General features: G+C 63.8%; 35 protein-coding genes. 32 read left to right on the forward strand and 3 right to left on the reverse strand.

The window, feature by feature from the left end; all coding sequences use genetic code 11:
* The first annotated feature begins 19 nt into the window (after positions 1 to 19).
* The 28 genes from tuf to rplQ all read left to right on the forward strand — a co-directional run bounded on the left by tuf (position 20) and on the right by rplQ (position 16,164).
* On the forward strand, positions 20 to 1,210 hold the full coding sequence (tuf, locus tag AB4Z44_RS19065; RefSeq protein WP_404711237.1) for an elongation factor Tu: 1,191 nt from the start codon (positions 20 to 22) through the stop codon (positions 1,208 to 1,210).
* A 141-nt stretch (positions 1,211 to 1,351) separates the two neighbouring features.
* Complete coding sequence (rpsJ, locus tag AB4Z44_RS19070; protein ID WP_167074487.1) at positions 1,352 to 1,660, forward strand: 30S ribosomal protein S10; 309 nt, start codon at positions 1,352 to 1,354, stop codon at positions 1,658 to 1,660.
* A gap of 304 nt (positions 1,661 to 1,964) precedes the next feature.
* Entirely contained in the window at positions 1,965 to 2,720 is a 756-nt protein-coding gene (rplC, locus tag AB4Z44_RS19075; RefSeq protein ID WP_404714285.1) for a 50S ribosomal protein L3, read from the forward strand.
* A 2-nt stretch (positions 2,721 to 2,722) separates the two neighbouring features.
* Complete coding sequence (rplD, locus tag AB4Z44_RS19080) at positions 2,723 to 3,349, forward strand: 50S ribosomal protein L4 (protein WP_404711238.1); 627 nt, start codon at positions 2,723 to 2,725, stop codon at positions 3,347 to 3,349.
* The gene (locus AB4Z44_RS19085) at positions 3,342 to 3,659 is read left to right on the forward strand and encodes a 50S ribosomal protein L23 (protein WP_404711239.1); all 318 of its coding nucleotides are present in this window, start codon (positions 3,342 to 3,344) and stop codon (positions 3,657 to 3,659) included. The genes rplD and AB4Z44_RS19085 overlap by 8 nt, the downstream gene beginning before the upstream one ends.
* A gap of 1 nt (position 3,660) precedes the next feature.
* Positions 3,661 to 4,494, forward strand: a complete 834-nt coding sequence (rplB, locus tag AB4Z44_RS19090; RefSeq protein WP_404711240.1) for a 50S ribosomal protein L2 — start codon at positions 3,661 to 3,663, stop codon at positions 4,492 to 4,494.
* Positions 4,494 to 4,769 (forward strand): 30S ribosomal protein S19, encoded by a 276-nt coding sequence (rpsS, locus tag AB4Z44_RS19095; RefSeq protein WP_404711241.1) that lies wholly within the window; start codon positions 4,494 to 4,496, stop codon positions 4,767 to 4,769. The genes rplB and rpsS overlap by 1 nt, the downstream gene beginning before the upstream one ends.
* Positions 4,769 to 5,146 carry a 50S ribosomal protein L22 gene (rplV, locus tag AB4Z44_RS19100; RefSeq protein WP_404711242.1) on the forward strand — a complete coding sequence of 126 codons (378 nt, stop codon included), beginning with the start codon at positions 4,769 to 4,771 and terminating at the stop codon, positions 5,144 to 5,146. Before rpsS ends, rplV begins: the two co-directional genes overlap by 1 nt.
* Positions 5,146 to 5,841: a 30S ribosomal protein S3 gene (gene rpsC / locus AB4Z44_RS19105; RefSeq protein WP_404711243.1), complete on the forward strand. Its 696-nt coding sequence runs from the start codon at positions 5,146 to 5,148 to the stop codon at positions 5,839 to 5,841. Before rplV ends, rpsC begins: the two co-directional genes overlap by 1 nt.
* A gap of 66 nt (positions 5,842 to 5,907) precedes the next feature.
* Positions 5,908 to 6,339, forward strand: a complete 432-nt coding sequence (gene rplP, locus AB4Z44_RS19110) for a 50S ribosomal protein L16 (RefSeq protein WP_404711244.1) — start codon at positions 5,908 to 5,910, stop codon at positions 6,337 to 6,339.
* Positions 6,340 to 6,342: 3 nt separating this feature from the next.
* Positions 6,343 to 6,546 (forward strand): 50S ribosomal protein L29, encoded by a 204-nt coding sequence (gene rpmC / locus AB4Z44_RS19115; protein ID WP_404711245.1) that lies wholly within the window; start codon positions 6,343 to 6,345, stop codon positions 6,544 to 6,546.
* Between the two features lie 11 nt (positions 6,547 to 6,557).
* Positions 6,558 to 6,824 (forward strand): 30S ribosomal protein S17, encoded by a 267-nt coding sequence (rpsQ, locus tag AB4Z44_RS19120; protein WP_404711246.1) that lies wholly within the window; start codon positions 6,558 to 6,560, stop codon positions 6,822 to 6,824.
* Between the two features lie 15 nt (positions 6,825 to 6,839).
* The gene (gene rplN / locus AB4Z44_RS19125) at positions 6,840 to 7,211 is read left to right on the forward strand and encodes a 50S ribosomal protein L14 (RefSeq protein WP_404711247.1); all 372 of its coding nucleotides are present in this window, start codon (positions 6,840 to 6,842) and stop codon (positions 7,209 to 7,211) included.
* On the forward strand, positions 7,211 to 7,528 hold the full coding sequence (rplX, locus tag AB4Z44_RS19130) for a 50S ribosomal protein L24 (protein WP_404711248.1): 318 nt from the start codon (positions 7,211 to 7,213) through the stop codon (positions 7,526 to 7,528). Before rplN ends, rplX begins: the two co-directional genes overlap by 1 nt.
* Entirely contained in the window at positions 7,521 to 8,099 is a 579-nt protein-coding gene (gene rplE, locus AB4Z44_RS19135) for a 50S ribosomal protein L5 (RefSeq protein WP_404711249.1), read from the forward strand. Before rplX ends, rplE begins: the two co-directional genes overlap by 8 nt.
* Positions 8,100 to 8,129: 30 nt before the next feature.
* A complete protein-coding gene (gene rpsN, locus AB4Z44_RS19140; protein WP_404711250.1) occupies positions 8,130 to 8,435 on the forward strand; it encodes a 30S ribosomal protein S14 in 306 nt (101 codons plus the stop codon).
* Between the two features lie 10 nt (positions 8,436 to 8,445).
* Positions 8,446 to 8,841, forward strand: a complete 396-nt coding sequence (rpsH, locus tag AB4Z44_RS19145) for a 30S ribosomal protein S8 (protein ID WP_404711251.1) — start codon at positions 8,446 to 8,448, stop codon at positions 8,839 to 8,841.
* On the forward strand, positions 8,841 to 9,374 hold the full coding sequence (rplF, locus tag AB4Z44_RS19150) for a 50S ribosomal protein L6 (RefSeq protein ID WP_404711252.1): 534 nt from the start codon (positions 8,841 to 8,843) through the stop codon (positions 9,372 to 9,374). Before rpsH ends, rplF begins: the two co-directional genes overlap by 1 nt.
* A complete protein-coding gene (gene rplR / locus AB4Z44_RS19155; RefSeq protein ID WP_404711253.1) occupies positions 9,374 to 9,730 on the forward strand; it encodes a 50S ribosomal protein L18 in 357 nt (118 codons plus the stop codon). The genes rplF and rplR overlap by 1 nt, the downstream gene beginning before the upstream one ends.
* Positions 9,731 to 10,444 (forward strand): 30S ribosomal protein S5, encoded by a 714-nt coding sequence (gene rpsE / locus AB4Z44_RS19160; protein ID WP_404711254.1) that lies wholly within the window; start codon positions 9,731 to 9,733, stop codon positions 10,442 to 10,444. It abuts the gene before it with no gap.
* A gap of 5 nt (positions 10,445 to 10,449) precedes the next feature.
* Positions 10,450 to 10,626 carry a 50S ribosomal protein L30 gene (gene rpmD / locus AB4Z44_RS19165; protein ID WP_404711255.1) on the forward strand — a complete coding sequence of 59 codons (177 nt, stop codon included), beginning with the start codon at positions 10,450 to 10,452 and terminating at the stop codon, positions 10,624 to 10,626.
* 141 nt (positions 10,627 to 10,767) lie between these two features.
* Positions 10,768 to 11,298, forward strand: coding sequence for a 50S ribosomal protein L15 (gene rplO / locus AB4Z44_RS19170; RefSeq protein ID WP_404711256.1), 531 nt, complete (start codon positions 10,768 to 10,770; stop codon positions 11,296 to 11,298).
* 115 nt (positions 11,299 to 11,413) lie between these two features.
* Positions 11,414 to 12,775, forward strand: coding sequence for a preprotein translocase subunit SecY (gene secY / locus AB4Z44_RS19175; RefSeq protein WP_404711257.1), 1,362 nt, complete (start codon positions 11,414 to 11,416; stop codon positions 12,773 to 12,775).
* Positions 12,776 to 12,828: 53 nt separating this feature from the next.
* Positions 12,829 to 13,443, forward strand: coding sequence for an adenylate kinase (locus AB4Z44_RS19180; protein ID WP_404714286.1), 615 nt, complete (start codon positions 12,829 to 12,831; stop codon positions 13,441 to 13,443).
* A 204-nt stretch (positions 13,444 to 13,647) separates the two neighbouring features.
* Positions 13,648 to 14,016 carry a 30S ribosomal protein S13 gene (gene rpsM / locus AB4Z44_RS19185; protein WP_404711258.1) on the forward strand — a complete coding sequence of 123 codons (369 nt, stop codon included), beginning with the start codon at positions 13,648 to 13,650 and terminating at the stop codon, positions 14,014 to 14,016.
* Positions 14,017 to 14,079: 63 nt separating this feature from the next.
* Positions 14,080 to 14,469, forward strand: coding sequence for a 30S ribosomal protein S11 (gene rpsK / locus AB4Z44_RS19190; protein WP_107969344.1), 390 nt, complete (start codon positions 14,080 to 14,082; stop codon positions 14,467 to 14,469).
* Positions 14,470 to 14,560: 91 nt separating this feature from the next.
* Complete coding sequence (locus AB4Z44_RS19195; protein ID WP_404711259.1) at positions 14,561 to 15,628, forward strand: DNA-directed RNA polymerase subunit alpha; 1,068 nt, start codon at positions 14,561 to 14,563, stop codon at positions 15,626 to 15,628.
* A gap of 119 nt (positions 15,629 to 15,747) precedes the next feature.
* On the forward strand, positions 15,748 to 16,164 hold the full coding sequence (gene rplQ / locus AB4Z44_RS19200; protein ID WP_404711260.1) for a 50S ribosomal protein L17: 417 nt from the start codon (positions 15,748 to 15,750) through the stop codon (positions 16,162 to 16,164).
* 158 nt (positions 16,165 to 16,322) lie between these two features.
* Here rplQ and AB4Z44_RS19205 read toward each other — a convergent pair whose 3' ends face one another.
* Positions 16,323 to 17,375, reverse strand: a complete 1,053-nt coding sequence (locus AB4Z44_RS19205) for a methyl-accepting chemotaxis protein (protein WP_404711261.1) — start codon at positions 17,373 to 17,375, stop codon at positions 16,323 to 16,325.
* A 104-nt stretch (positions 17,376 to 17,479) separates the two neighbouring features.
* Between AB4Z44_RS19205 and guaA the strand changes: the two genes are divergently transcribed.
* Together guaA and AB4Z44_RS19215 are read left to right on the forward strand one after the other, a co-directional pair.
* On the forward strand, positions 17,480 to 19,039 hold the full coding sequence (guaA, locus tag AB4Z44_RS19210) for a glutamine-hydrolyzing GMP synthase (RefSeq protein WP_404711262.1): 1,560 nt from the start codon (positions 17,480 to 17,482) through the stop codon (positions 19,037 to 19,039).
* A 330-nt stretch (positions 19,040 to 19,369) separates the two neighbouring features.
* Positions 19,370 to 20,929, forward strand: coding sequence for an EAL domain-containing protein (locus tag AB4Z44_RS19215; RefSeq protein WP_404711263.1), 1,560 nt, complete (start codon positions 19,370 to 19,372; stop codon positions 20,927 to 20,929).
* A gap of 304 nt (positions 20,930 to 21,233) precedes the next feature.
* Here AB4Z44_RS19215 and AB4Z44_RS19220 read toward each other — a convergent pair whose 3' ends face one another.
* Positions 21,234 to 21,488, reverse strand: coding sequence for a hypothetical protein (locus tag AB4Z44_RS19220; protein ID WP_404711264.1), 255 nt, complete (start codon positions 21,486 to 21,488; stop codon positions 21,234 to 21,236).
* Between the two features lie 294 nt (positions 21,489 to 21,782).
* Positions 21,783 to 22,019 (reverse strand): hypothetical protein, encoded by a 237-nt coding sequence (locus tag AB4Z44_RS19225; RefSeq protein WP_404711265.1) that lies wholly within the window; start codon positions 22,017 to 22,019, stop codon positions 21,783 to 21,785.
* A gap of 125 nt (positions 22,020 to 22,144) precedes the next feature.
* On the opposite strand from AB4Z44_RS19225, the gene AB4Z44_RS19230 reads away from it, so the two are divergent.
* The gene (locus AB4Z44_RS19230) at positions 22,145 to 23,635 is read left to right on the forward strand and encodes a permease (RefSeq protein ID WP_404711266.1); all 1,491 of its coding nucleotides are present in this window, start codon (positions 22,145 to 22,147) and stop codon (positions 23,633 to 23,635) included.
* The gene (locus AB4Z44_RS19235; RefSeq protein ID WP_404711267.1) at positions 23,632 to 24,624 is read left to right on the forward strand and encodes a serine hydrolase domain-containing protein; all 993 of its coding nucleotides are present in this window, start codon (positions 23,632 to 23,634) and stop codon (positions 24,622 to 24,624) included. Before AB4Z44_RS19230 ends, AB4Z44_RS19235 begins: the two co-directional genes overlap by 4 nt.
* Positions 24,625 to 24,632 lie beyond the last annotated feature (8 nt).

Raw genomic sequence — 24,632 nt, forward strand, 5'->3', positions numbered from 1 at the left:
CGAGGCAAGGTAGGATATAATGGCCAAGGCTAAATTCGAGCGGACGAAGCCGCACTGCAACATCGGCACCATCGGGCACGTCGATCACGGCAAGACGTCGCTCACGGCCGCCATCACGAAGGTGCTCGCCGAGACCGGCGGCGCCACCTTCACGAGCTATGCGAACATCGACAAGGCTCCCGAAGAGCGCGAGCGTGGCATCACGATCTCGACCGCGCACGTCGAGTATGAGACCGAAAAGCGCCACTATGCGCACGTCGATTGCCCGGGCCATGCTGACTATGTGAAGAACATGATCACCGGCGCCGCGCAGATGGACGGTGGCATCCTGGTCGTCTCGGCCACCGATGGCCCGATGCCGCAGACCCGCGAGCACATCCTGCTCGCCCGTCAGGTCGGCGTGCCGGCGCTCGTCGTGTTCATGAACAAGGTCGACCTGGTCGACGACGCCGAGATCCTGGAGCTCGTCGAGCTCGAGGTTCGCGAGCTGCTCTCCTCGTACGATTTCCCGGGCGACGACATCCCCGTCATCCAGGGTTCGGCGGTGTGCGCGCTCGAAGACAAGCAGCCTGAGATCGGCCACGATGCCGTGCTCAAGCTGATGCAGGCGGTCGACAGCTACATCCCGCAGCCCGAGCGTCCGCTCGACAAGCCGTTCCTGATGCCGATCGAAGACGTGTTCTCGATCTCGGGTCGCGGCACGGTCGTCACCGGCCGCGTCGAGACCGGCATTGTGAAGGTCGGCGAGGAAGTCGAGATCGTCGGTCTCAAGGACACCCGCAAGACCGTCGTCACCGGCGTCGAGATGTTCCGCAAGCTGCTCGATCAGGGCCAGGCCGGCGACAACATCGGCGCGCTGGTTCGCGGCGTCGGTCGTGAGGAAGTCGAGCGTGGCCAGGTTCTCTGCAAGCCGGGCTCGATCAAGCCGCACACCAACTTCGAGTCGGAAGTGTACGTGCTGTCGAAGGAAGAGGGTGGCCGTCACACGCCGTTCTTCGCCAACTATCGTCCGCAGTTCTATTTCCGCACCACCGACGTGACCGGCGAAGTCGTCCTCCCCGAGGGCACCGAGATGGTCATGCCCGGCGACAACGTGAAGCTCGGCGTCAAGCTCATCGCACCGATCGCGATGGAGCAGGGCCTGCGCTTCTCGATCCGCGAAGGCGGTTGTACCGTCGGCGCAGGGGTTGTCAGCGCGATCTCCGCGTAATATAGCGACGATCTTAACGAGCCGGCCGGTTCCCTCGGGAATCGGCCGGTTTGCTATTTATGAAGGGTAGTCCTCCCGGCTGCCGCCCGATGGGTGATGCGAGGGAGGGGCGCCACAGGCTCTTTGACATCGGTAGGACCCATGGACAGCAACATCCGCATTCGCCTCAAGGCGTTCGATCATCGCGTGCTCGATCAGGCAACCGGCGAGATCGCCGACACCGCCCGACGTACCGGCGCACTGACCCGTGGTCCTATCCCACTGCCCACGCGTATCGAGAAGTTCACCGTCAACCGCGGTCCGCACATCGACAAGAAGAGCCGTGAGCAGTTCGAAGTCCGCACCTACAAGCGACTTCTGGATATCGTTCAACCTACGCCGCAGACGGTCGACGCGCTTATGAAGCTCGATCTCGCAGCAGGTGTTGATGTTGAGATCAAGCTGGCGTAAGAGGCCGGCACCGCTGGCGAGGGTGATTCCCTCAGCCAGCGCTTTTAGCTTCCCGCCGCTGTTCTCGGACGCGCGGTCGAAGCAGGAAAGCAAGGATACCGAACGGCGCGTCCCTCCTTGGGGACATGACCGTTGCCTGCGTCCCCGCTTTCGACATTTTGGTGATCCGTCACCAGTATGTTGGACACTGGCCCTGGCGGGGCATGCAGTTTCGTTGGGCCAGGCTCCGGGAATCCTCGGGGCCTTTTTCGTTGGCAAGCCCGTCGCGGAAGCGGTGGGCCTCTGTTTGGAAGGGAATGAGATCATGCGCAGTGGCGTGATCGCGAAGAAGATCGGGATGACCCGGTTGTTTCAGGATGATGGGCGCCACGTGCCCGTCACCGTGTTGCAGCTGGAGAGCGTCCAGGTCATCGCTCGCAAGGATATCGAAACCGACGGCTACGTCGCCCTGCAGCTCGGTGCTGGCACGGCCAAGGCGAAGAACGTTGCCAAGCCGCAGCGGGGCCATTTCGGCAAGGCCGAAGTCGAGCCCAAGGCGTATGTGCACGAATTCCGCGTGACCGAGGACAATCTCCTCGACGTCGGCGCCGAGCTTTCCGCCGAGCATTTCGTTCCCGGGCAGCTGGTCGACATTTCGGGCCGCACCCAGGGCAAGGGCTTCCAGGGCGGCATGAAGCGCTGGGGTTTCGGCGGTCTGCGCGCCACCCACGGTGTTTCGGTCTCGCACCGTTCGCTCGGCTCGACCGGCAACCGTCAGGATCCGGGCAAGGTCTTCAAGAACAAGAAGATGGCCGGCCACATGGGTGACAAGCAGCGCACCCAGCAGAATCTCGAGATCGTCCGCACCGATGCGGAGCGCGGCCTTCTCTTCGTCAAGGGCTCGGTGCCCGGCTCGAAGGGTGGCTGGCTGCTCGTGAAGGACGCGGTCAAGGTGCCCGGCCACGCCGATGCGCCGAAGCCGGCCGGCCTGAAGGCCGCCGCCAACAGCAACAACGCTCCCGCTGAGACGCCGGCCGAAACCGTCGCCGCTCCGGAAGCGACCGAAGGCCAGGAGGGCTGATCATGAAGGTTCAGGTCAAGAACCTCGACGCGTCGGCCGCCGGCGACATCGAACTCAACGACGCCGTCTTCGGGGTCGAGCCGCGTGCGGATATCCTCCACCGCGTCGTCACCTGGCAGCTCGAAAAGCGTCGCGGCACCGCCCGCGGCACGCGCGAGCGGGCCGATGTTGCGCGGTCGGGCAAGAAGCTGGGCAACCAGAAGGGCGGCGGTACCGCCCGTCACGGCGATCGCCGCGCTCCGGTGTTCATCGGCGGCGGTAAGGCGCACGGCGCACGCGTCCGCGACTTCAATCCGTCGCTGAACAAGAAGGTTCGCGCGCTCGGTCTCAAGATGGCGCTCTCGGCGAAGGCCAAGGACGGCAGCCTGATCGTGCTGGACGGCCTCGACGTCGCCGAAGGAAAGACCAAGGCGCTCGCGGGTCAGCTCGCGGCACTCGGTTTCGGCACGAAGGCGCTGGTGATCGATGGCGATGCGCTGAACATCTCGTTCGCGCACGCTTCGGGCAACCTCAAGGGCATCGATCTGCTGCCTGCGGTTGGCGCCAACGTCTACGACATCCTCAATCATGACACGCTGGTGCTGACGCGCGCCGCGATCGAGACGCTGGAGGCGCGGTTCAATGGCTAAGAAGCCCAAGACTGCGGTGGACAACCGCCATTACGATGTGGTGCTCGCGCCCCACATCACCGAGAAGGCGACCTTGCTCTCCGAGCATAATGCGGTCGTGTTCAAGGTCGCCAACGATGCCACCAAGCCGGAGATCAAGGCTGCGGTCGAGGCTCTGTGGGGCGTCACCGTGACCGGCGTGAACACGATGGTCACCAAGGGCAAGTCGAAGCGCTGGAAGGGTGAAGCCTACAAGCGTTCGGACTCGAAGAAGGCGGTTGTGACGCTGGCCGCCGGCCAGTCGATCGACATTACCGAAGGGGTGCGCTGATATGGCGCTCAAGCATCATAATCCGACCAGCCCGTCGCGGCGTGGTCTGATCCTCATTGACCGCTCGTCCCTGCACAAGGGCAAGCCGGTCAAGGCGCTGACCGAAGGTCTGACCAAGTCGGGCGGCCGCAACAACCAGGGCCACGCCACCGCGCGCGGCATTGGCGGCGGTCACAAGCAAAAGTATCGCTTCGTCGACTTCAAGCGTCGCCGCTGGGATGCGCCGGCCGCGGTCGAGCGGATCGAATATGATCCCAACCGTTCGGCGTTCATCGCGCTGGTCAAGTATGAGGATGGCGAGCTCGCTTACATCCTCGCACCGCAGCGCCTCGCGCCCGGCGATGTCGTCGTCGCGGCGAAGAAGACCGACGTGAAGCCCGGCAATGCGATGGAAATCGGCCAGGCTCCGGTCGGCACGATCGTCCACAATGTCGAGATGAAGCCCGGCAAGGGCGGCCAGATCGCCCGTGCCGCCGGCACCTATGTGCAGATCGTCGGCCGCGATCGCGGCATGGTGATGGTTCGCCTGAACTCGGGCGAGCAGCGCTACATCCGCTCGGATTGCATGTGCACGGTTGGTGCGGTGTCGAACCCCGACAACGGCAACACCAATCTCGCCAAGGCAGGCCGCAACCGCTGGCTCGGCTACCGCCCGCTCTCGCGCGGCGTCGCCAAGAACCCGGTCGATCACCCGCACGGCGGCGGCGAAGGCCGTACCTCGGGCGGCCGTCACCCGGTTACGCCCTGGGGCAAGCCGACCAAGGGTCACCGTACCCGTAAGAACAAGTCGACCGACAAGATGATCATCCGGTCGCGCCACGCGAGGAAGAAGTAATGGCTCGCTCTGTCTGGAAAGGCCCGTTCGTCGAACTGAGCCTGCTGAAGAAGGCCGAAGCCGCGCAGGATGCTGGCGCCCGTGGCGCCATCAAGACCTGGTCGCGTCGCTCGACCATCCTGCCGCAGTTCGTCGGTCTGACGTTCAACGTCTATAACGGCCGCAAGTTCGTGCCGGTCGCGATCAACGAAGATATGGTCGGCATGAAGCTCGGCGAGTTCGCGCCCACGCGCTACTTCCCGGGCCACGCCGCCGACAAGAAGGGCAAGCGCTGATGAGCAAGCCAGCATCCCCCCGCAAGGTGGGCGACAAGGAAGCCCTTGCCGTCAACACCGCCGTGCGCGGTTCGCCGTACAAGCTCAATCTGGTCGCGGGCCTGATCCGCGGCAAGAAGGCCGGCGACGCGCTGAACATCCTCGCTTTCTCGAAGAAGGCGATGGCCATCGACGTGCGCAAGTGCCTCGCTTCGGCGATCGCGAACGCCGAGAACAATCACAATCTCGACGTCGATGCGCTGGTCGTCCAGGAAGCGTCGGTCGGCAAGGGCCTCGTCATGAAGCGCTTCGCCACCCGCGCCCGCGGCCGCTCCGCCCGCATCGTCAAGCCGTTCAGCCGCATCCGCGTGGTCGTTCGCGAGCAGGAAGAAGCATAATGGGTCAGAAGTCTAACCCGATTGGCATGCGGTTGCAGATCAACCGCACCTGGGACAGCCGCTGGTATGCCGAAGGCGAAGCCTATGGCCGCCTGTTGCTGGAGGATCTGCGGATCCGTCAGTATATCTTCAAGGCGCATCCGCAGGCTGCGATCTCGAAGGTCGTGATCGAGCGTCCGGCGAAGCTGGCCCGCATCTCCGTCTATGCCGCACGCCCCGGCGTGATCATCGGCAAGAAGGGCGCGGACATCGAGAAGCTTCGCAAGAAGCTCGGCCAGATGACCGGTTCGGACGTGAGCCTGAACATCGTCGAGATCCGCAAGCCGGAGATCGATGCCAAGCTCGTCGCCCAGGGCGTCGCCGACCAGCTCGAGCGCCGCATCGCCTTCCGCCGCGCCATGAAGCGTGCGGTGCAGTCGGCGCTGCGTCTCGGTGCCGAGGGCATCCGTATCACCTGCGCCGGCCGTCTCGGTGGTGCGGAGATCGCGCGGACCGAATGGTATCGCGAGGGCCGGGTGCCGCTGCACACGCTGCGTGCGAACGTCGATTATGCCGAGGCCGAGGCGCACACCGCCTATGGCGTTTGCGGCGTCAAGGTCTGGATCTTCAAGGGTGAGATCCTCGGCCATGACCCGCTCGCGCAGGACCGCCTCATGATGGAAGCTCAGACCTCGGGGGTCCGTCCGGCCCGCTGATCGGAGTTTTCTCCTTTCAGCTAGCCTGATCGACCGTCGTTACGGTGTCAGAAGGTTAGATTAGACATGCTGCAACCGAAGCGCACGAAGTTCCGCAAGGCCCACAAGGGTCGTATCCATGGCGATGCCAAGGGCGGTACCGCGCTCAATTTCGGCGCTTTCGGGCTCAAGGCCCTGGAGCCGGATCGTATCACCGCCCGCCAGATCGAGGCGGCTCGCCGCGCGATCACGCGTCACATCAAGCGTCAGGGGCGCTTGTGGATCCGTATCTTCCCGGACGTGCCGGTTTCGTCGAAGCCTGCTGAAGTCCGCATGGGTTCGGGCAAGGGCGCGCCGGAATTCTGGGTCGCCCGTGTCAAGCCCGGCCGCATCCTGTTCGAGCTCGATGGTGTTCCCGGTCCGCTGGCCCGCGTCGCTTTCGAGCGCGCGATGGAGAAGCTGCCGATCAAGACCAAGGTCGTCGCCCGCCTGGGCGAATCCATTCACGAGGCTGTGTAAGTCATGGCGAAGATTGCCGATCTCAAGGTCGCGACTGACGACCAGCTTGCAACCCAGCTGTCCGAGCTGAAGCGCGAGCAGTTCAACCTGCGCTTCCAGGCTGCGACCAACCAGCTGGAGAAGCCGAGCCGCGTGAAGGAGGTCCGCCGGACCATCGCGCAGATCAAGACGCTGCAGACCGGGCGCTCGCGCTCGGCTGCCAAGTAAGGAGCCACACGATGCCGAAGCGCGTGCTGACGGGCACTGTGGTGTCCGACAAGACCGACAAGACGGTGGTCGTGCTCGTGGAGCGCCGGGTTAAGCACCCGCTCTACGGCAAGATCATCCGCCGTTCGAAGAAGTATCATGCCCATGACGAGGGCAACACGTACAAGGAAGGGCAGACCGTTCGCATCGAGGAATGCGCGCCGATGTCCAAGCTGAAGACGTGGAAGGTCATCGACGTGGTGGATACCCACCGCACCCCCGAAGCCGCTGCGGCATAAGAGAGGACTGGTCCCATGATTCAGATGCAGTCCACGCTCGATGTGGCAGACAATTCCGGCGCGAAGCGCGTTCAGTGCATCAAGGTGCTGGGCGGCTCCAAGCGTCGTTTCGCTTCGGTCGGCGACGTGATCGTCGTGTCGATCAAGGAAGCCGCGCCCCGCGCCAAGGTCAAGAAGGGTGATGTTCACCGTGCGGTGATCGTTCGCACCGCCAAGGACATCAATCGTCCCGACGGTTCGACCATCCGTTTCGACGGCAATGCCGCGGTGCTGATCAACAAGAATAACGGGGAGCCGATCGGCACCCGTATCTTCGGCCCGGTGGTGCGCGAACTGCGTGCGGCCGGTCACATGAAGATCATTTCGCTCGCGCCCGAGGTGCTCTGATGTCCGCTGCCAAGATCAAGAAGGGTGATCCCGTCATCGTCCTGTCCGGCAAGGACAAGGGCAAGACCGGCACCGTCACCAAGGCCTTCCCCAAGGATGGCAAGGTGGTCGTTTCGGGGGTGAATATCGCCACCCGTCACAAGAAGCCGAGCCAGACCGACCCGCAGGGTGGTCTGGAGCGCCGTGAAGCGCCGATGCACATCTCGAAGGTCGCTCTCGCGACCCGTGATGGCAAGCCGACGCGCGTCCGGTTCGAAACCCAGGACGGCAAGAAGGTTCGTGTCGCCGTCAAGACCGGGGAGAAGATCGATGGCTGATGGCTACAAGGCCCGTCTGCAGAAGCAGTACGAGGATACCATCGTCAAGGCGATGACCGAGAAGTTCGGTTACAAGAACGTCATGCAGGTGCCCCGGCTCGAGAAGATCGTGCTGAACATGGGCGTCGGCGAGGCGACGCAGGACAAGAAGAAGGTCGAGCAGGCTGCCGGCGAAATGACGCAGATCGCCGGCCAGAAGGCCGTCGTCACCAAGGCGAAGAAGTCGATCGCACAGTTCAAGCTGCGCGAAGGCATGCCGATCGGTTGCAAGGTTACCCTGCGCCGCGAGCGGATGTACGAGTTCCTCGACCGGTTCGTGACGATCGCTCTGCCCCGCGTCCGCGATTTCCGTGGTCTGTCGGACAAGTCGTTTGACGGCCGTGGCAATTACGCGACCGGCCTCAAGGAGCAGCTGATCTTCCCCGAGATCAGCTACGACCAGGTCTCCACCATCCGTGGCATGGACGTGATCATCACGACCACCGCCCAGACCGACGATGAAGCGCGCGAGCTGCTGCGTCTGTTCGGTTTCCCCTTCCCGCAGCCCCAGGCTGAGAAGCAGGCCGCCTGAGCGCGCGACTAGGAAAGAGAGCTTAAGTCCATGGCGAAACTGAGTTCGATCAACAAGAACGAGCGCCGCAAGGCGCTCGTCAAGAAATATGCTGGCAAATATGCCAAGCTGAAGGCGATTGCGGCCGACGAGTCGCTCGACGACACCGAGCGGCTGATCGCGCGGCTGAAGCTCGCCGAGATCCCCCGCAACGGGAATCCGACGCGCGTTCGCAACCGCTGTGAGCTGACCGGGCGTCCCCGCGGCGTCTATCGCAAGTTCCGTCTCGGCCGCGTCATGCTGCGGCAGCTTGCCACGCGGGGTATGATCCCCGGCGTCGTCAAGTCGAGCTGGTAAGGGTTAAGGTATGTCGATCAACGATCCCCTGGGCGATCTGCTCACCCGCATCCGTAACGGCCAGCGTGCCCGTAAGGACAGCGTTGTCTCGCCGGCGTCGAAGCTTCGGGCCCATGTGCTCGATGTGCTTCAGCGCGAAGGTTACATTCGTGGCTATTCCGAGGAGGCCCTCGCCGGCCACCCGGGCCTGCGCATCGAGCTCAAATATTTCGAGGGCCAGCCTGCGATCCAGCATGTTGCGCGCATCTCGAAGCCGGGCCGTCGCGTCTATTCGGGCGCGCAGGATCTGCCGCGCGTTCGCAACGGTCTGGGCATGACCATCGTCTCGACGCCGCGTGGCGTGCTTTCGGATGCCGAAGCGCGCGACCAGAATGTCGGCGGCGAAGTGCTCGCGGAGGTGTTCTGATGAGCCGCATCGGTAAGAAGCCGGTCCCCGTACCGGCCGGCGTAACCGCCGCGATCGAAGGCAAGACTTTGACCGTGAAGGGTGCCAAGGGCACGCTCACGCTCGATCTCGCCGACGAGGTGACCTACGACATCGGCGACGGCGGCATCACGGTGCAGCCGGCGAACGACACCAAGCGCGCCCGCTCCTTCTGGGGCATGCAGCGCACGCTCGTTCAGAACCTCATCACCGGCGTGACGGACGGCTACACCAAGCAGCTCCTGATCACCGGCGTCGGCTATCGTGCCAATGTTCAGGGCAGGAACCTGAAGCTGCAGCTCGGCTACAGCCACGATGTGGACTACGCGATCCCGGAAGGCATCACGATCCTCACCCCGGATCAGACCACGGTCAACATCTCGGGTATCGACAAGCAGAAGGTTGGCCAGGTGGCCGCGGAGATTCGTCGCTGGCGCAAGCCCGAGCCGTACAAGGGCAAGGGCATCAAGTACGCTGGCGAGTTCATCTTCCGCAAGGAAGGGAAGAAGAAGTAATGGCCAAGGGTCTCTCCCTCTTCGAACGCCGCCGTCGTCGCGTGCGCACTGCGCTGCGCGCCCGTGGCGGTCTGCGTCCGCGTCTCTCGATCCATCGCTCGGGCAAGCATATCTATGCCCAGGTGATCGACGATACCGTCGGTGCCACCGTCGCTGCCGCCTCCACGCTGGAGAAGGACGCACGGTCAGCCTCGGGTGCAAACATCGATGCGGCGGTCTCGGTCGGCAAGCGTGTTGCCGAGCGTGCGATGGCTGCTGGCGTCACTTCCGTCGTGTTCGATCGCGGTGGTTTCCTCTTCCACGGCCGGGTGAAGGCTCTGGCCGACGCCGCCCGCGAAGGCGGATTGGAGTTCTAAATGGCTGACGAAGTTCAGAACGAGGCCCCTGCGGCCGAAGCCGGCGCTCCGGCTGCCGAGGGTGCGCCCCGCGAGGGCCGCGGCCGTGGCGGTCGTGGCCGTGGCGGCAACGACAATCGTGGTGGCCGTGGCCGCAACGATCGCAATCGTCGCGACAACAACAACCGCGACGAGGGCGGTGAAGAGCTGGTCGAGAAGCTGGTTCACATCAACCGCGTCTCGAAGACGGTGAAGGGCGGCAAGCGCTTCGGCTTTGCGGCACTCGTCGTCGTCGGTGATGGCTCGGGCCGGGTCGGTTTCGGCCATGGCAAGGCGCGCGAAGTTCCCGAGGCGATCTCGAAGGCGACCGCGGCTGCCAAGAAGGCGATGATCCGCGTCGCACTCAAGGATGGCCGCACCCTGCACCATGATGGCCTCGGCCATTTCGGCGCCGGTCGCGTCTATGTTCGTACGGCGCCTGCCGGTACCGGCATCATCGCCGGCGGCCCGATGCGCGCCGTGTTCGAGAGCCTGGGCGTTCATGACGTGGTGACCAAGTCGGTCGGCACCAACAACCCCTACAACATGATCCGCGCGACTTTCGAGGCGCTCAAGGACCAGACGAGCCCGCGCTCGGTGGCCCAGCGTCGCGGCAAGAAGATCGCCGATCTGCTGCGTCGTGGCGGCGCCTCGGTCGAAGTGGCCGAAGCCGACGCCGCGGCCGTCGTGGAGTAAGCGATATGGCGAAGATTACCATTACGCAGACCGGTTCGCCGATCCGCCGCGAGGCCAGCCAGCGCGCGACGTTGGTTGGCTTGGGCCTCAACAAGATGCACAAGAGCCGCGAGCTCGAGGACACGCCCGAAGTTCGTGGCATGATCCGCAAGGTGCAGCACATGGTGAAGGTCGAAGGCTAAGCCTTCGATTCCCTCCCTTCGGGAGGTTCGGGTGAGGGGGCGGGCGGCAAGCGATCGGCTTGTCGCGCGCAAACTCACCCTATTCCCGTCTATGCGTCGCATGGACGGTTGGCGCGACAAAAGCGAAAGCGAGTGCAGATCATGAAACTGAACGAAATCAAGGACAATGAAGGCTCCCGCAAGGGCCGGATGCGCGTCGGACGCGGCATCGGCTCGGGCAAGGGCAAGACCGCGGGTCGCGGCCAGAAGGGCCAGAAGAGCCGTGAGGGTGTCTCCATCAACGGATTCGAGGGCGGTCAGATGCCGCTCCACATGCGAATCCCGAAGCGCGGTTTCAACAATCCGTTCGCCAAGGATTATGCCGAGGTGAATCTGGGCCAGCTTCAGAAGCTGATCGAGGCTGGCGTGCTCAAGGGTGACGCCACGATCGATCATGCCGCGCTGAAGGCGGCGGGTGTTGCCCGTGGTGGCAAGAACGGTGTTCGCGTCCTGGCCAAGGGTGCTTTTTCCTCCAAGCTGACCTTCCGCGTTGCGGGGGTCTCGGCATCGGCACGCGCTGCGATCGAGGCCGCTGGTGGTTCGATCGAGGTCATCGAGGTCGTTCCGGCTGCCGAGAAGGCCGCTGCCAAGAAGGGCAAGACGCTCGCTGCCAAGAAGGCTGCGCGCGCCTAAAAGGCCGCCGTCGCACGGACGACGGGTGGCATAAGCCAATGGCGCACTATATGGAGCGGCGGAGTGCGGGGGAAACTGCCTCCGCCGTTTCAGTTTTGAAGGTTCGATAAAGCCGATGGCATCTGCAGCCGAGCAACTTGCCTCCAACGCAAGTCTGTCGCAGTTCGCGAAAGCGACCGATCTCAAGAAGCGCCTGTGGTTCACGCTCGGCGCGTTGGTCGTATTCCGGTTGCTCTCCTATGTACCGCTGCCCGGGATCGATCCCCGCGTACTCGAATCGCTGTTCGATACGACGCGCGGCGGCGTCATGGATTTCTTCAATACCTTCACCGGCGGTGCGCTGACGCGTATGTCGATCGTGGCGTTGGGCGTGATGCCCTACATCACCGCGTCGATCGTCGTGCAACTCGCCACCTCGCTCTCGCCGCAGCTCGCCGCGATCAAGAAAGAGGGTGAGAGCGGGCGCAAGAAGCTCAACCAGTATACGCGCTACGGCACGGTGTTGCTGACCGCGATCCAGGCCTACTTCATCGCCGTCGGGCTCGAGGCCTGGGGCAGCAGCGCCGGCACCCAGGCGGTGGTGGTCGCGCCGATGCTGTTCCGCGTGACGACGGTGATCACGCTCGTCGGCGGCACGATGTTCCTGATGTGGTTGGGTGAGCAGATCACCAGCCGCGGCATCGGCAACGGCGTCAGCCTGATCATCATGGCGGGTATCGTCTCCAGCCTGCCGACCACGATCGCGCAGAGCCTCGATGCCGCGCGTACCGGCGCGACCTCGCCGTTGATGGTGCTGGGCGGCTTCGTGCTGGTGATCGGCCTGATCCTGGGCATCTGTTTCATGGAGCGCGCGCAACGCCGCGTTCTGATCCAGTACCCGAAGCGCCAGACCCAGCGCGGTATGATGCAGGCCGACAAGAGCCACCTTCCGCTCAAGATCAATACCGCCAACGTGATCCCGCCGATCTTCGCATCGTCGCTGCTGGCGCTGCCGCTGACGATCACCCAGTTCGCCGGCAAGCACCTGAGCGGCGAGAGCCGCTGGGGCGATTTCATCATCAGCGTGAACCAGTATATCGGCCAGGATACGCCGGCCTATTTCGTGCTCTATGCGGCCGGCATCATCTTCTTCTCCTTCTTCTACACCGCCGTGGTGTTCAATCCGGAGGAGACCGCTGACAATCTGAAGCGCTATGGCGGGTTCATCCCGGGCATCCGCCCAGGCAAGAACACCGAGGTGTATCTGGACTATGTCCTGACCCGCATCACGGTGATCGGCGCAGCTTACCTGACGTTGATTTGCGTGGTGCCGGAAATGTTTATTCCGCGCCATCTGGTCGGTTTTGGTGGCACCAGCCTTCTAATCGTGGTCAATGTGACAATCGACACCGTAACGCAGATCCAGAGCCATCTGCTTGCGCACCAATATGGCGACCTTATCAAGAAGGCGCGGCTCAAGGGGGGAATGCGACGGTGAAACTCCTGATCCTGCTTGGTCCACCCGGGGCTGGGAAGGGCACGCAGGCCCAGATGCTGATGACCAGGCACGGGCTCGTTCAACTATCGACGGGCGACATGCTTCGCTCGGCCGTCAAGGCTGGCAGCGACATCGGCCGCAAGGCCGACGCGATCATGAAGGCGGGGCAACTGGTGCCCGACGAGGTCGTCACGGCCCTGATCGCCACGCGTCTGGACGACGAAGCGCATGCCGCCGGCTTCATCTTCGACGGATATCCCCGCACCCAGGCCCAGGCAGTGGCACTTGACGCCTTGCTGGCCGAACGCGGGCTGAAGCTCAATCATGTCATCGAGTTGGCGGTGGATGAGGAGGCTCTCGTCGATCGCATCTCCGGCCGCTTCACCTGTGCCCGATGCAACGAAGGCTATCACGACCGTTACAAGATGCCCAAGACCGAGGGCGTTTGCGACGTGTGCGGATCGACCGAGTTCAAGCGGCGTCCCGACGACAATGCCGAAACCGTGCGCGCGCGTCTGGCCGTATATCGCGCCGATACCGCGCCCATCCTGCCTTATTATGAGGCCAAGGGGCTGGTGAGTCGCGTCGACGGCATGGCTGAGATCGGCACGGTGACCGAAGCGATCGAATCGATCCTTGCAAGCGATTCCGTGGCAGCCGGCGCTTGACCCTTAACGGGGCCGCGCAACGCTTTGAGAGCGTTCCGGTTCATTCGCTTGACATGGCTGGCGACTCTGCCTATCTCGCGCTCCTCCCACGAACCCGGTTTCCGGCGGCGTTTATGCGCGCGCTGCGTTTTCCTATTCGGTGGGGTGAGCGTCGAGATGGGGCGGCACGCCAAGCGCCCTGTGGAGCATGGAGAAGTATAAGACATGGCACGTATCGCGGGTGTGAATATCCCGACCAACAAGCGCGTTGAAATCGCGCTGACCTATATCCACGGCATCGGCCCGGCCAAAGCCAAGGAAATCACCGCCAAGCTCGGTATTGCATCGGAGCGCCGCGTTCAGGATCTGTCGGATCAGGAAGTTCTCCAGATCCGCGAGACGATCGACGCCGGCTACACCGTCGAAGGCGATCTTCGCCGCCAAGTGGCGATGAACATCAAGCGCCTGATGGATCTGGCCTGCTATCGCGGCCTGCGCCATCGCAAGGGGCTCCCGGTCCACGGCCAGCGCACGCATACCAATGCGCGCACCCGCAAGGGCAAGGCCAAGCCGATCGCCGGCAAGAAGAAGTAATGAGCCGGGTGCGCTCGGCCGAACGGCCTGAGCGCCCGCTCCTTCAGGTAAGGATATAGGAAAATGGCACGCGAACCTCAGCGCATCAAGCGGCGCGAGCGTAAGAACATCACCGCCGGCGTCGCGCATGTGAACGCCAGCTTCAACAATACCATGATCACGATCACCGATGCCCAGGGCAATGCGATCTCGTGGTCCTCGGCCGGCATGATGGGCTTCAAGGGCTCGCGCAAGTCGACCCCTTATGCCGCACAGGTCGCGGCGGAAGACGCGGGCAAGAAGGCCGCCGAACATGGCGTCCGTACGCTCGAAGTCGAAGTCAAGGGCCCGGGTTCGGGTCGTGAGAGCGCGCTGCGTGCGCTGCAGGCCGTCGGCTTCCATATCACGTCGATCCGCGACGTGACGCCGATCCCACACAACGGCGTACGCCCGTCCAAGCGGCGTCGCGTCTGATCCTGCCCAATCGGGGCGCCGTCCGGCCCCGTATTTGTTTGTTTTCGGCCGCAGCGGACGCGCCGCGGCCACAGCCCCAAGGGGACCATGCATGGCGATCAATGCCAAGAATTGGCAGGAACTGAAGAAGCCCGTCGCGCTGGACAAGAAGGCCGGCGGCGATGGCAAGCGCAAGGCGATCTTCGTCGCCGAGCCGCTCGAGCGTGGCTTCGGCCTCACGCTCGGCAATGCGCTGCGCCGCGTTCTGCTGTCTTCGCTGCAGGGTGCCGCGGTGACCTCGATCAAGATCGAGAACGTCCTGCACGAATTCTCGAGCCTCGCGGGCGTCCGTGAGGATGTGACCGATATCGTCCTGAATGTGAAACAGATCGCGCTGCGCATGCAGGGTGAGGGCGCCAAGCGCCTCCAACTGTCCGCCACCGGCCCGGCCGAAGTGACTGCGGGCGACATCGCCACCAGCGGCGATATCGAGGTGATGAACCCCGATCTCGTGATCTGTCACCTCGACGAAGGCGCGACGCTCAACATGGAGCTGACCGCCCAGTCGGGCAAGGGCTATGTGCCGGCCTCGGCCAATCGCCCGGCAGATGCGCCGATCGGCCTGATCCCGGTCGACGCGCTTTATTCGCCGGTCCGCCAGGTCGCATACAAGGTCGAGAATACCCGCGTCGGCCAGGAGCTCGATTACGACAAGCTCACGCTGACCATCGAGACAGACGGCACCGTCACGCCCGACGATGCTGTCGCTTATTCGGCACGCATCCTGCAGGATCAGCTCCAGCTCTTCATCCACTTCGATGATGGCCTGGTCGCCGCTGCTCCGTCGCAGAGCGTCTCGATGGCCCCGATGGGTGGTGGCGTGTCCGAGCCGGAAGTCGGCTCGAACCAGCTCAATCGCTTCCTGCTCAAGAAGGTCGACGAACTCGAGCTGTCGGTCCGTTCGGCCAACTGCCTCAAGAACGACAACATCATCTATATCGGCGATCTGGTCCAGAAGACCGAGGCCGAGATGCTGCGCACCCCGAACTTCGGCCGCAAGTCCTTGAACGAAATCAAGGAAGTGCTCGCCTCGATGGGCCTCCGCCTGGGCATGGAAATCCCCGGCTGGCCGCCCGAGAATATCGAGGAAATGGCTAAGAAGCTCGAACAGGAGTTCTGAGATCCGGAGCGCTCAGGCGCTCCGGATATTTGACCCAAGGGCTTTGGGCGGTGGCCCCTTTGCACCGCCTGGCTCGCAGTACCTCACTCGGCTGTGAGACGAACGAAGGAAGATATCAAATGCGCCATCGCGTCGGCGGCCGTAAGCTGCAACGTACCTCCGCTCACCGGACTGCTCTGTTCCGCAACCAGTCGGCGGCTCTGATCAAGCACGAGCAGATCATCACCACCCTCGCCAAGGCTAAGGAGCTTCGCCCCTACGTCGAGAAGTTGGTGACGCTCGCCAAGAAGGGTGGCCTTTCCAACCGTCGTCTTGCCCATGCGCGCCTCATGGACGACGCCCAGCTGGTGAAGTTGTTCGACGTGCTGGCGACCCGCTATGCTAGCCGCAACGGCGGCTACACCCGCGTGATCAAGGCCGGCATCCGTGCCTCCGACGCTGCCTCCATGGCGGTGATCGAATTCGTCGATCGCGACGAGAGCGCCCGCGGCCAGGATTCGGGCCCGGTCAATGTCGAGGATGGCGACGAAGCCTGATCGGCCTTCCGGCGCACGGCCGGGATTGCTTGAAAAGAAGGGCCGGGGGCGTCAGTCTCCGGCCCTTCTTCTTTGTCCGCTATCCGGCATCTCCGCATGCCGTTTGAGCCGGACTGCAGCCGCAAAAATAGCCGCTCCCCGGGCGACGAAGGACCAGATTACGCCGCCGCGCCCCGTCCCGTGCCGATCATCTCGGCAATTTCAGCCTCGGTCGCCATGCGCTGCTCGATCAGGCAGCGCAGGCCTAGCCCGTCGAACGTGCCGATCGGCGTGACGGTGGCGAAGGCGGCGACCGAAGCGTCGCGTATCTCGATCCCTTGATGCTCGCCCGCCGGCATCTCCACCCGGCTGCCGAGCGCGCCACCCCATGACGATCCGACCAGCCGCCCATGCGGATCGACGATGCTGAGGCGCAGCGCTTGATCGCCGGCATTGCCCCTGAACTGTTCGATCAGAACGTTCTGCATCAGCTGCTCCCAATCGAACTCCAAATAGAGCACGCCATTGGGCTCGGCACCGGCATGCGGCCGGATCGCCTTCACGAACACCAGCACGGCGCGGTTGTGCGACCACGGATCAAGCCACACCTCGTCGGTGAACCAATCGTCCTCGCCGGTGCTCGCCATGGCTCGGTTGAACTGATCGCCCTCGCGGAAATCATATGTGATCACCCGCGCCTGGGGATCTTCGGAGATGATCATGCGGCCGGCGGCTGAAACGACGAAGGCGTTGAGATACTGGCCAGATACGCGGCGCAACAGGCGGAGTCTCTCGATTGCGGCCGCTTTCCCCTCGGCCGTCGGGGCGGCGGTCATGGCGACGATCGCCGGATCGGTCGCGAGCAGACAGAGGTGCGAACCACGCGTGTAGAGCATCCGGGCAATCTGCTGCACGATCGTGCGCGAAAGATCGACCAGCCGGGCACCTTCGATATCGGCAAGCATATCGTCGGCGAATTGGGCACCCAGCGCCAGCCGGTCGAGGACATCGGCGCGGAATGCCACGGCGGAGCTGCGGGCCTGATTGGCAAGCGCCTTCACCTCCTGAGCGACGACCGAAAAGCCCCGGCCGGCTTCACCCGATCGCGCGGCTTCGATCGTTGCGTTGAGCGCGAGCAGGTTGGTGCGCCCGGCGATCTTCTCGCTGGTCGCGGCATAGATCTGCACCTCGTCCCGGAGCATCGACAGCAAGGTTCTGATTCGACGCGGCATCGGCTATCCCGGAGAAGAGCGATATCGCATCGCAGCAATGGGTAAACGCAGCGTTTAGACCGGAGACGCTGGACAGGCCCGGGGCACGTTTCTATCGGCTTGCCATGAGTGTGACCCCCACCGACTCCATCCTAATCGTCGATTTCGGCAGCCAGGTGACCCAGCTGATCGCACGCCGCGTGCGCGAGGCCGGCGTCTACAGCGAAATCGCTCCGTTTAACGCCGCCGATGCCGCGTTCGATCGACTCCAGCCCAAGGGTATCATCTTCTCGGGCGGCCCATCCTCGGTGATGTGGGATGATAGCCCCCGCGCCCCGCAGCGCTTCTTTTCGGCCGGGCTGCCGATCCTGGCGATCTGCTATGGCCAACAGACGATGGCGCACCAGCTCGGTGGGCGGGTCGCACCGTCCGACAATCGCGAATTCGGGCGCGCTTTCATCGATGTGGTCGGCGAGTCGGCCTTGTTCGACGGCTTGTGGGATATCGGCGAAAGCCATCAGGTGTGGATGAGCCACGGCGATCGCGTCGAAGCGCTGCCGGCGGGGTTCAGTGTCGTCGCGACGTCCGAAGGTGCGCCTTATGCGATCGCCACCGACGAGAAGCGCCGCTTCTATTCGATGATGTTCCACCCAGAAGTGGTTCACACGCCTGACGGCGGCAAGCTGATCGCCAATTTCGCGCGCCATGTGTGCGGGCTGGCGGGCGACTGGACGATGGCCGAATTCCGCGCCGCCAAGATCGCCGACATCCGTGCGCAGGTGGGCGATGGCAAGGTGATCTGCGGGCTTTCGGGCGGTGTCGACAGCGCGGTTGCCGCTGTGCTGATCCACGAAGCGATCGGCGATCAGCTGACCTGCGTGTTCGTCGATCACGGCCTGATGCGGCTCGGTGAGGCGGCGCAGGTGGTAAGCCTGTTCCGCGAGCATTACGGCATCCCGCTCGTCCATGTCGATGCGAGCGAGGTGTTTCTGTCGGGATTGGCCGGGGTCACCGATCCGGAGGCCAAGCGCAAGTTCATCGGCAAGACCTTCATCGACATCTTCGATGCGGAGGCCAGCAAGATTGGTGGCGCCGGGTTCCTGGCGCAGGGCACGCTCTACCCCGATGTGATCGAAAGCGTCAGTTTTACCGGCGGTCCCTCGGTGACGATCAAGAGCCACCACAATGTCGGCGGCCTGCCCGAACGCATGAAGATGCAGCTGGTCGAGCCGCTGCGCGAGTTGTTCAAGGACGAGGTGCGTGTGCTCGGCCAGGAACTCGGCCTGCCGCCGGCCTTCGTCGGCCGCCACCCCTTTCCCGGCCCGGGCCTGGCCATCCGCATTCCTGGCGAGGTGACGCAGGAGCGCTGCGACATCCTGCGTAAGGCCGACGCCATCTATCTCGATGAGATCCGCCGCGCCGGTCTGTACGACGCGATCTGGCAGGCATTCGCGGTGCTGCTGCCGGTCCGCACGGTCGGCGTAATGGGCGATTATCGTACCTACGACAACGTTTGCGCGCTCCGTGCCGTCACCTCGACCGACGGCATGACCGCCGACATCTACCCCTTCGACGCCGCGTTCTTGTCGCGCGTGGCGACACGGATCGTCAACGAGGTCCAGGGGATCAACCGCGTGACCTACGATTATACGTCGAAGCCGCCGGGAACGATCGAGTGGGAGTGAGGACGGCGGCACCGGCCACTACGGGAAGCGCTTGATGGCCGGTCGCCATTAAGGGGATAGGAATTTCCAGCGGCGGTCGCAGTGCAAAGGCCCCGGCGCGCAAAAGCTGCAACCGCGCCGGCCGGCAATCCGTGCGTCGCGCCTCGGCGACCGCCAGCGCATTGCGCGCCATTCCGCGTCGATCGCGTCAGATCAGCGGCAAATGCCGCATGCTCTCAATGCCTTGTATCGGGGAATAATAGGTTTAGCCTGCATTCGCGCCCACCAGATCAAAGACCGCGGGCGCCGTAAAGAACAGAATGACAGGCTGTCGAGGCCCCGGGAGGCGCGGTGTCCATTGAGCAACAAGATGTCGACCGTGCTTTCGCAAACGGGGATTTTCATCCGTATTTTCAACCGCTTGTCGATCTTCGAACGGGTGGTCTGCAGGGTTTCGAATTGCTCGCGCGATGGAAACATCCCGATCGGGGATGGATTCCGCCCATGGAATTCATTCCGTCGGCTGAAAAGGACGGATGGATCGACCGGTTAACCCGGGATTTGTTTGAGACGGCCTTTTCCACCATGCGGGATCTGCCAAGCCATATAGCGCTCTCCGTCAATGTCTCGCCCGTCCAATTACGCGGATCCGGCTTACCGGCAAATATCCAGCGCATTGCCGCGGAGACCGGGTTCTCCACGAACCGTCTGATCATCGAAATTACCGAAAGTGCACTGACAGACGATCTGGATCATGCACGAACGATCTCGACCAGGTTGAAATCCATGGGCTGCAAGCTCGGGCTCGATGATTTCGGGACGGGCTACTCGAGCTTGACCCATCTCCAGACCATTCCGTTCGATGAGATCAAGGTTGATCGCAGTTTCGTGGGCTCGATGGCGGAGCGCCGCGACAGTCGCAAGATTGTCGCGGCGGTGGTGGGCCTGGGCCAAAGCCTCGGGCTGACGACGGTGGCCGAGGGGGTCGAAACGCTCGAACAGGTTCAGATGCTGCAATGGCTTGGTTGCGAGTCGGCGCAAGGCTGGTTCTACGGAAAAGCGCTGCCCGCCGAAGCGCTTCCGGATGCAGTAGCGCGCCTCCGGCAGACCGACACCCCCGTCGCGTCGATCGACGCTGTGGGGCGCGTTTCGCGCGGCAGCTTCGACGTGCTTCCCTCGGTAAGGCTGGCCCAGTTGCAGGCCGTGTACGACGGCGCGCCGGTTGGACTGGCGTTTCTGGATCGCGATCTGCGATACAGAATGCTGAACCGTAAGCTCGCGCAGATGAACGGGCGGCCGATGGAAGACCATGTCGGCAAGACCGTCGCACAAATGATCCCCGAGCTGTTCCCGGTGGTGGAGCCCTATATTCGGCGCGCGCTCGACGGCGAGCCCATTCCGGGGGTCGAAGTCAAGAAGCCCGCATCCGAAACCCGTGATAGCCAGACGATTCTCCTGTCCTATGAGCCGGCGCGCGACGAGGCGGGAGAGGTGGTCGGCGTCTCCGTGGCGATCATGGATCTGTCGCCTATCAAGCGCGCCGAGGAGGCCCAGCGTGAGGCCCAGGAGCATTTTCGGCACATGATCGAGCTGTTGCCGCAAATCCCCTGGATCATCGATCCGGAAGGGCGTGCCCTGGACGTTAGCCAACGATGGTTGGAGGTTGCCGGAATGAAAGGCGATCAATGGCGGGGGTTCGGCTGGCTGGACGCGTTGCATCCGGACGACCTCCAGCCGACGTGGGATGCGATGAACAGGTCCTTCGAAAGCGGGAACCCGATCGACCTAGTATATCGCGTTCGCCGTTCGGCCGCCAACGCGTGGCGGCGGCTGCGTTCCAGAGGCGCGGCCCGTCTTGGCGCCGACGGCGACATTATCTGCTGGTACGGCTGCCTGGAGGACTTGGGATAAGGGGCTTCGCGCCTCACATGCTTCCCCGGGCCATTGATCTGACATTTGCCAGACCGACGTCGGTTTCAGACAAGCCCGTTCATCGTCACGACGTCCTGCGAACGATCACCGCCGCCGCCGACGTAGATTTTGGATGATGAGCGTGATGATTTCGTGAAGGCGACCGAGGATAGCGAGCAGGGGCTACTGCCGACCGAGGACAATTGTTGGAACTGACAACATCCGCAACATTGTTGATTGCGGAGGGTCGGGGTTGCCGCATTGGCTGCCACTTCGAAACCGCGGCTGTTTCTGCCGCACAGCGTTATCTGAATGAACGCCTGCTTTCGGGTGGCAGGGGCTCGCCCTGTACGTCGTCGACCGGGTATTTCCGCCCCCGCAAGGTGGTCAACCGATCGCTGCCGTTCGTGCCGAAACTGAGGATGTCATAGCCGGCACCATCACCATCGACATGCGATACCCAGCGGATGCGTTTGGCAAGATCGGTCCGGCCGGCTGCGAGTAGACTGGCACGCTCATTACGAGCAGCAGGACCGAAGACCAGTTGGTCGCCAACCATGTCCGTTCGCTCTTGTCGGCGCATCCGACCGACGTCGCTACCTCGAACCGCCACGTCGTGAAGCCTTGGTTCAACGGGAAGGTCGATTCCGCGCCCCCGGTGGTGGATCTGTCCGATCGCGGCTTCCCGCTCGTGGGCGGACGCCTCGATTACCTCGATGGCCGGGTCGTGCCGGCTCTGGTCTTCCCTCGCGGGCTTCACAGCATCAACCTGTTGGTCCGTCTGGTCTCAGGCGTGCCTTCCGCAGACTTCTTCGCGGCGCGCGTCGCTGCCTTACTGGGAGCGGCACCCCCTTCAAAGCGAGGCGAGGCTGCTCAGCTCCTTGAGAGAGATGCCGTAGGTTTCGCAGATATGATCGCGCAAGGCGGCCTTGGCGCGCGCCATCTCGGCATAGGCGGCTTCTTCCGCTTCCTCGTGCAGGAAATTGACGCGGAACGGATCGGGCACCAAGGCTTCCCAGGTACTGTTATGATGCCGTGCCGCATCGCGGACCAGCTCGACCAGTTTCCGTCCGTCTTCATTATAAGCCATAGCGTTCGATAACGCAGATTTCGCGTTGCAGTGCCGCTCAGGATTTTCCCTAGGCCCAGGATGCTGATTGACCTCCGGCCGGCGAGCGGCAACCGTTGCAGCGAACGGACGTAGGACGATCGAGTTTGAGCATCACCGAACAGAGCGGCTCGTCCGCGAGCCTGCTGACCCCACGCGGGCAAATGGCGCTCTACCTGCTGCTCGGTTTCGCCGCCGGCCTGCCTTTCTACATGTTCTCGACCGTGCTGGCGCTGCGGCTGACCGCGCATGGCGTAGGGTTGGTGCTGATCGGTTTCTTCGTCTGGGTGACATTGCTGCCGACCTTCAAATTCCTGTGGGCGCCGTTGCTCGATCGGTTCGACGTACCGGGGTTCGGGCGTTTCTGGGGACGGCGGCGCGGCTGGATCATGCTGTCGCAGCTCGGCATCTTTACAGCGATGGTGGGGCTGGCGATCACCGCATCCGATCGCAGCCTGCCCGTCACCGCGCTTTTCGCCGTCCTGCTCGCTTTCTGGACGACGACGCTGGAAATCGCAGCGGATGGCTGGCGGATCGAACTGGCGCCGACGCAGGAGGCGCAGGGTCCGGTCGTCGCGGCCAATCTCTGGGGGTATCGGAGCGCCATGGTCGCCGCCAGCAGCGGGTCGCTGCTCGTGGCCGATGCGGCGGGCTGGGGGCCGGCCTATCTCGTCATCGCCGCGGCGGCCTTCGCACCCTTCCCGATCCTCGCAGCGATGCGACCCGATCCGAACCATGGTGGCGGACGTGGTGTCGCCCTGCTCACCGGGCTGTTCGCGAGCGCGGTCATCCTGTGCGCAGCGGCGGTGGCGACCGCTGCGATCGGGTGGGTGCTGCTCGCGTTGGCGGCGCGGATGGGCGTCACCGCCAAAAGCGACGCCACCGCAGCGGTACTCGTCATTTGCCTCGTGCCGTTCATCATCATGGCGCTGGCCTTGCCACGCATTCGCCGCGCGAGGCCCGGCGACTGGATTCGCCGCTCGGCCGCGATCGGGCCTTATGTCGATATCTTCTGGCGGTTCGGTTACGGCACGCTTCCGATCCTGCTGTTCGTATCGCTTTACCGCATGGGCGACGTGTTCGCCCTCGCGCTCTCCAAGCCTCTGGTCAAATCGCTCGGCTACACCCTTACCCAGATCGGTGTGGCCGACGGCGCCATCGCGCTGGCCGCGAGCATGATCGGCGTTGCGGCCGGCGGCTGGATGGTGACGCGCTGGCCGGGGGCCTGGGTATTGGCCTTCGGTGCGATCCTGGCGGCGGTAGGCAATTGGGGCTTCGTCTGGCTGGCGCATCAGCAACCGAGCAATCTGATCCTCTACATCGCCACCGCATCGGATCAGGTGGGCAATGGTTTCGCCGGCGCGGTGTTCGTCGTCTATCTCTCGATGCTGGTAAATCCGCGCTTTCCGGGTGCGCAATATGCCTTTCTGTCGGGTTTCGCCTTCCTGTTGCCGCGACTGCTGGCAGGGGCATCGGGATCGATCGAAAAATCGATCGGCTATGATGGATTCTTCATGCTGTCGGGCGGGCTGAGCGCGGCCGCCGCCTTGCTGCTGCCGATCGTCATTCCGCTCAAACCGCGTGCGGAGGACGCATGATCGATCGCGCTTTCGCTTCCGCCGCGGCCGCCGTCGCCGCAGGCCGCATTCCCGGCGCCACTCTGGGAATCGTGTGGGCGGATGGCCGGCGCGCGATCCGCACCGCCGGCATGGCGGCTCTGGTGCCCGAGCCCGAAATCCTGACCGAGGATCATTGGTTCGATCTGGCTTCGCTCACCAAGGTCATCGCCACCACCCGGATCATCCTGACGCTTGCCGATCAGGGCCGGCTCGATCTCGATCGCCCGCTGACCGATGCGATCCCCGATCTGCGCCAATATGATGTGGCCAGCGCTGCCGAGCGCCGGCTGACCTTCCGCGATTGCCTCGCGCACCGCACTTTCCTGCCTGCGGTCGAGCCGATCTACACCTACGGCGGGGATCCCGATCGGCTGCGCGCGTTCGTGCTCCAGCGCGAATGGCGGCACGGGCAGATGGTCTATTCGGACATTAACTTCATTCTGCTCGGCATCGCGATCGAGCGGCTGACCGGCGCGCCACTCTCGGCGTGGCCGCTTGGCGACGGGTTGGGGTACGGTCCGCCGTCGGGCCCGGCGGTCGCGACCGAAGCCTGCACCTGGCGCGGCCGGGTGATGAAGGGCGAGGTGCATGACGAGAATTGCTTCGCGCTCGGTGGGGCGACCGGCCATGCCGGGCTGTTCGGCACGGTCGCGGGCGTGCTCGATTTCGCGGCGGGGCTCCTTGATGGGAGCGGGGTCACATCGACGATGATGGCAGCGATCCGCACACCGTTGCGCGATCACCGCACCTGCGGGTGGGAGAAGAGCTTCAAGGGCTGGCATGGTGGCGATGTCTGCTCGGCCGAGACGATCGGCCATACCGGCTTCACCGGTACCGGGCTGTGGGTGGATTTCGACGCCGGGGTCGCATGGACGTTGCTCACGAATCGGGTGCACCCGACGCGCCATCGCGAGACCGGCATATTGGAACTGCGGCGGGCGACCGGTGAGGCGGTAAGCCAACTCTGACCGTCGCC

The sequence above is a fragment of the Sphingomonas sp. MMS24-J13 genome (genome assembly GCF_044905095.1).
GTDB lineage: Bacteria > Pseudomonadota > Alphaproteobacteria > Sphingomonadales > Sphingomonadaceae > Sphingomonas_I.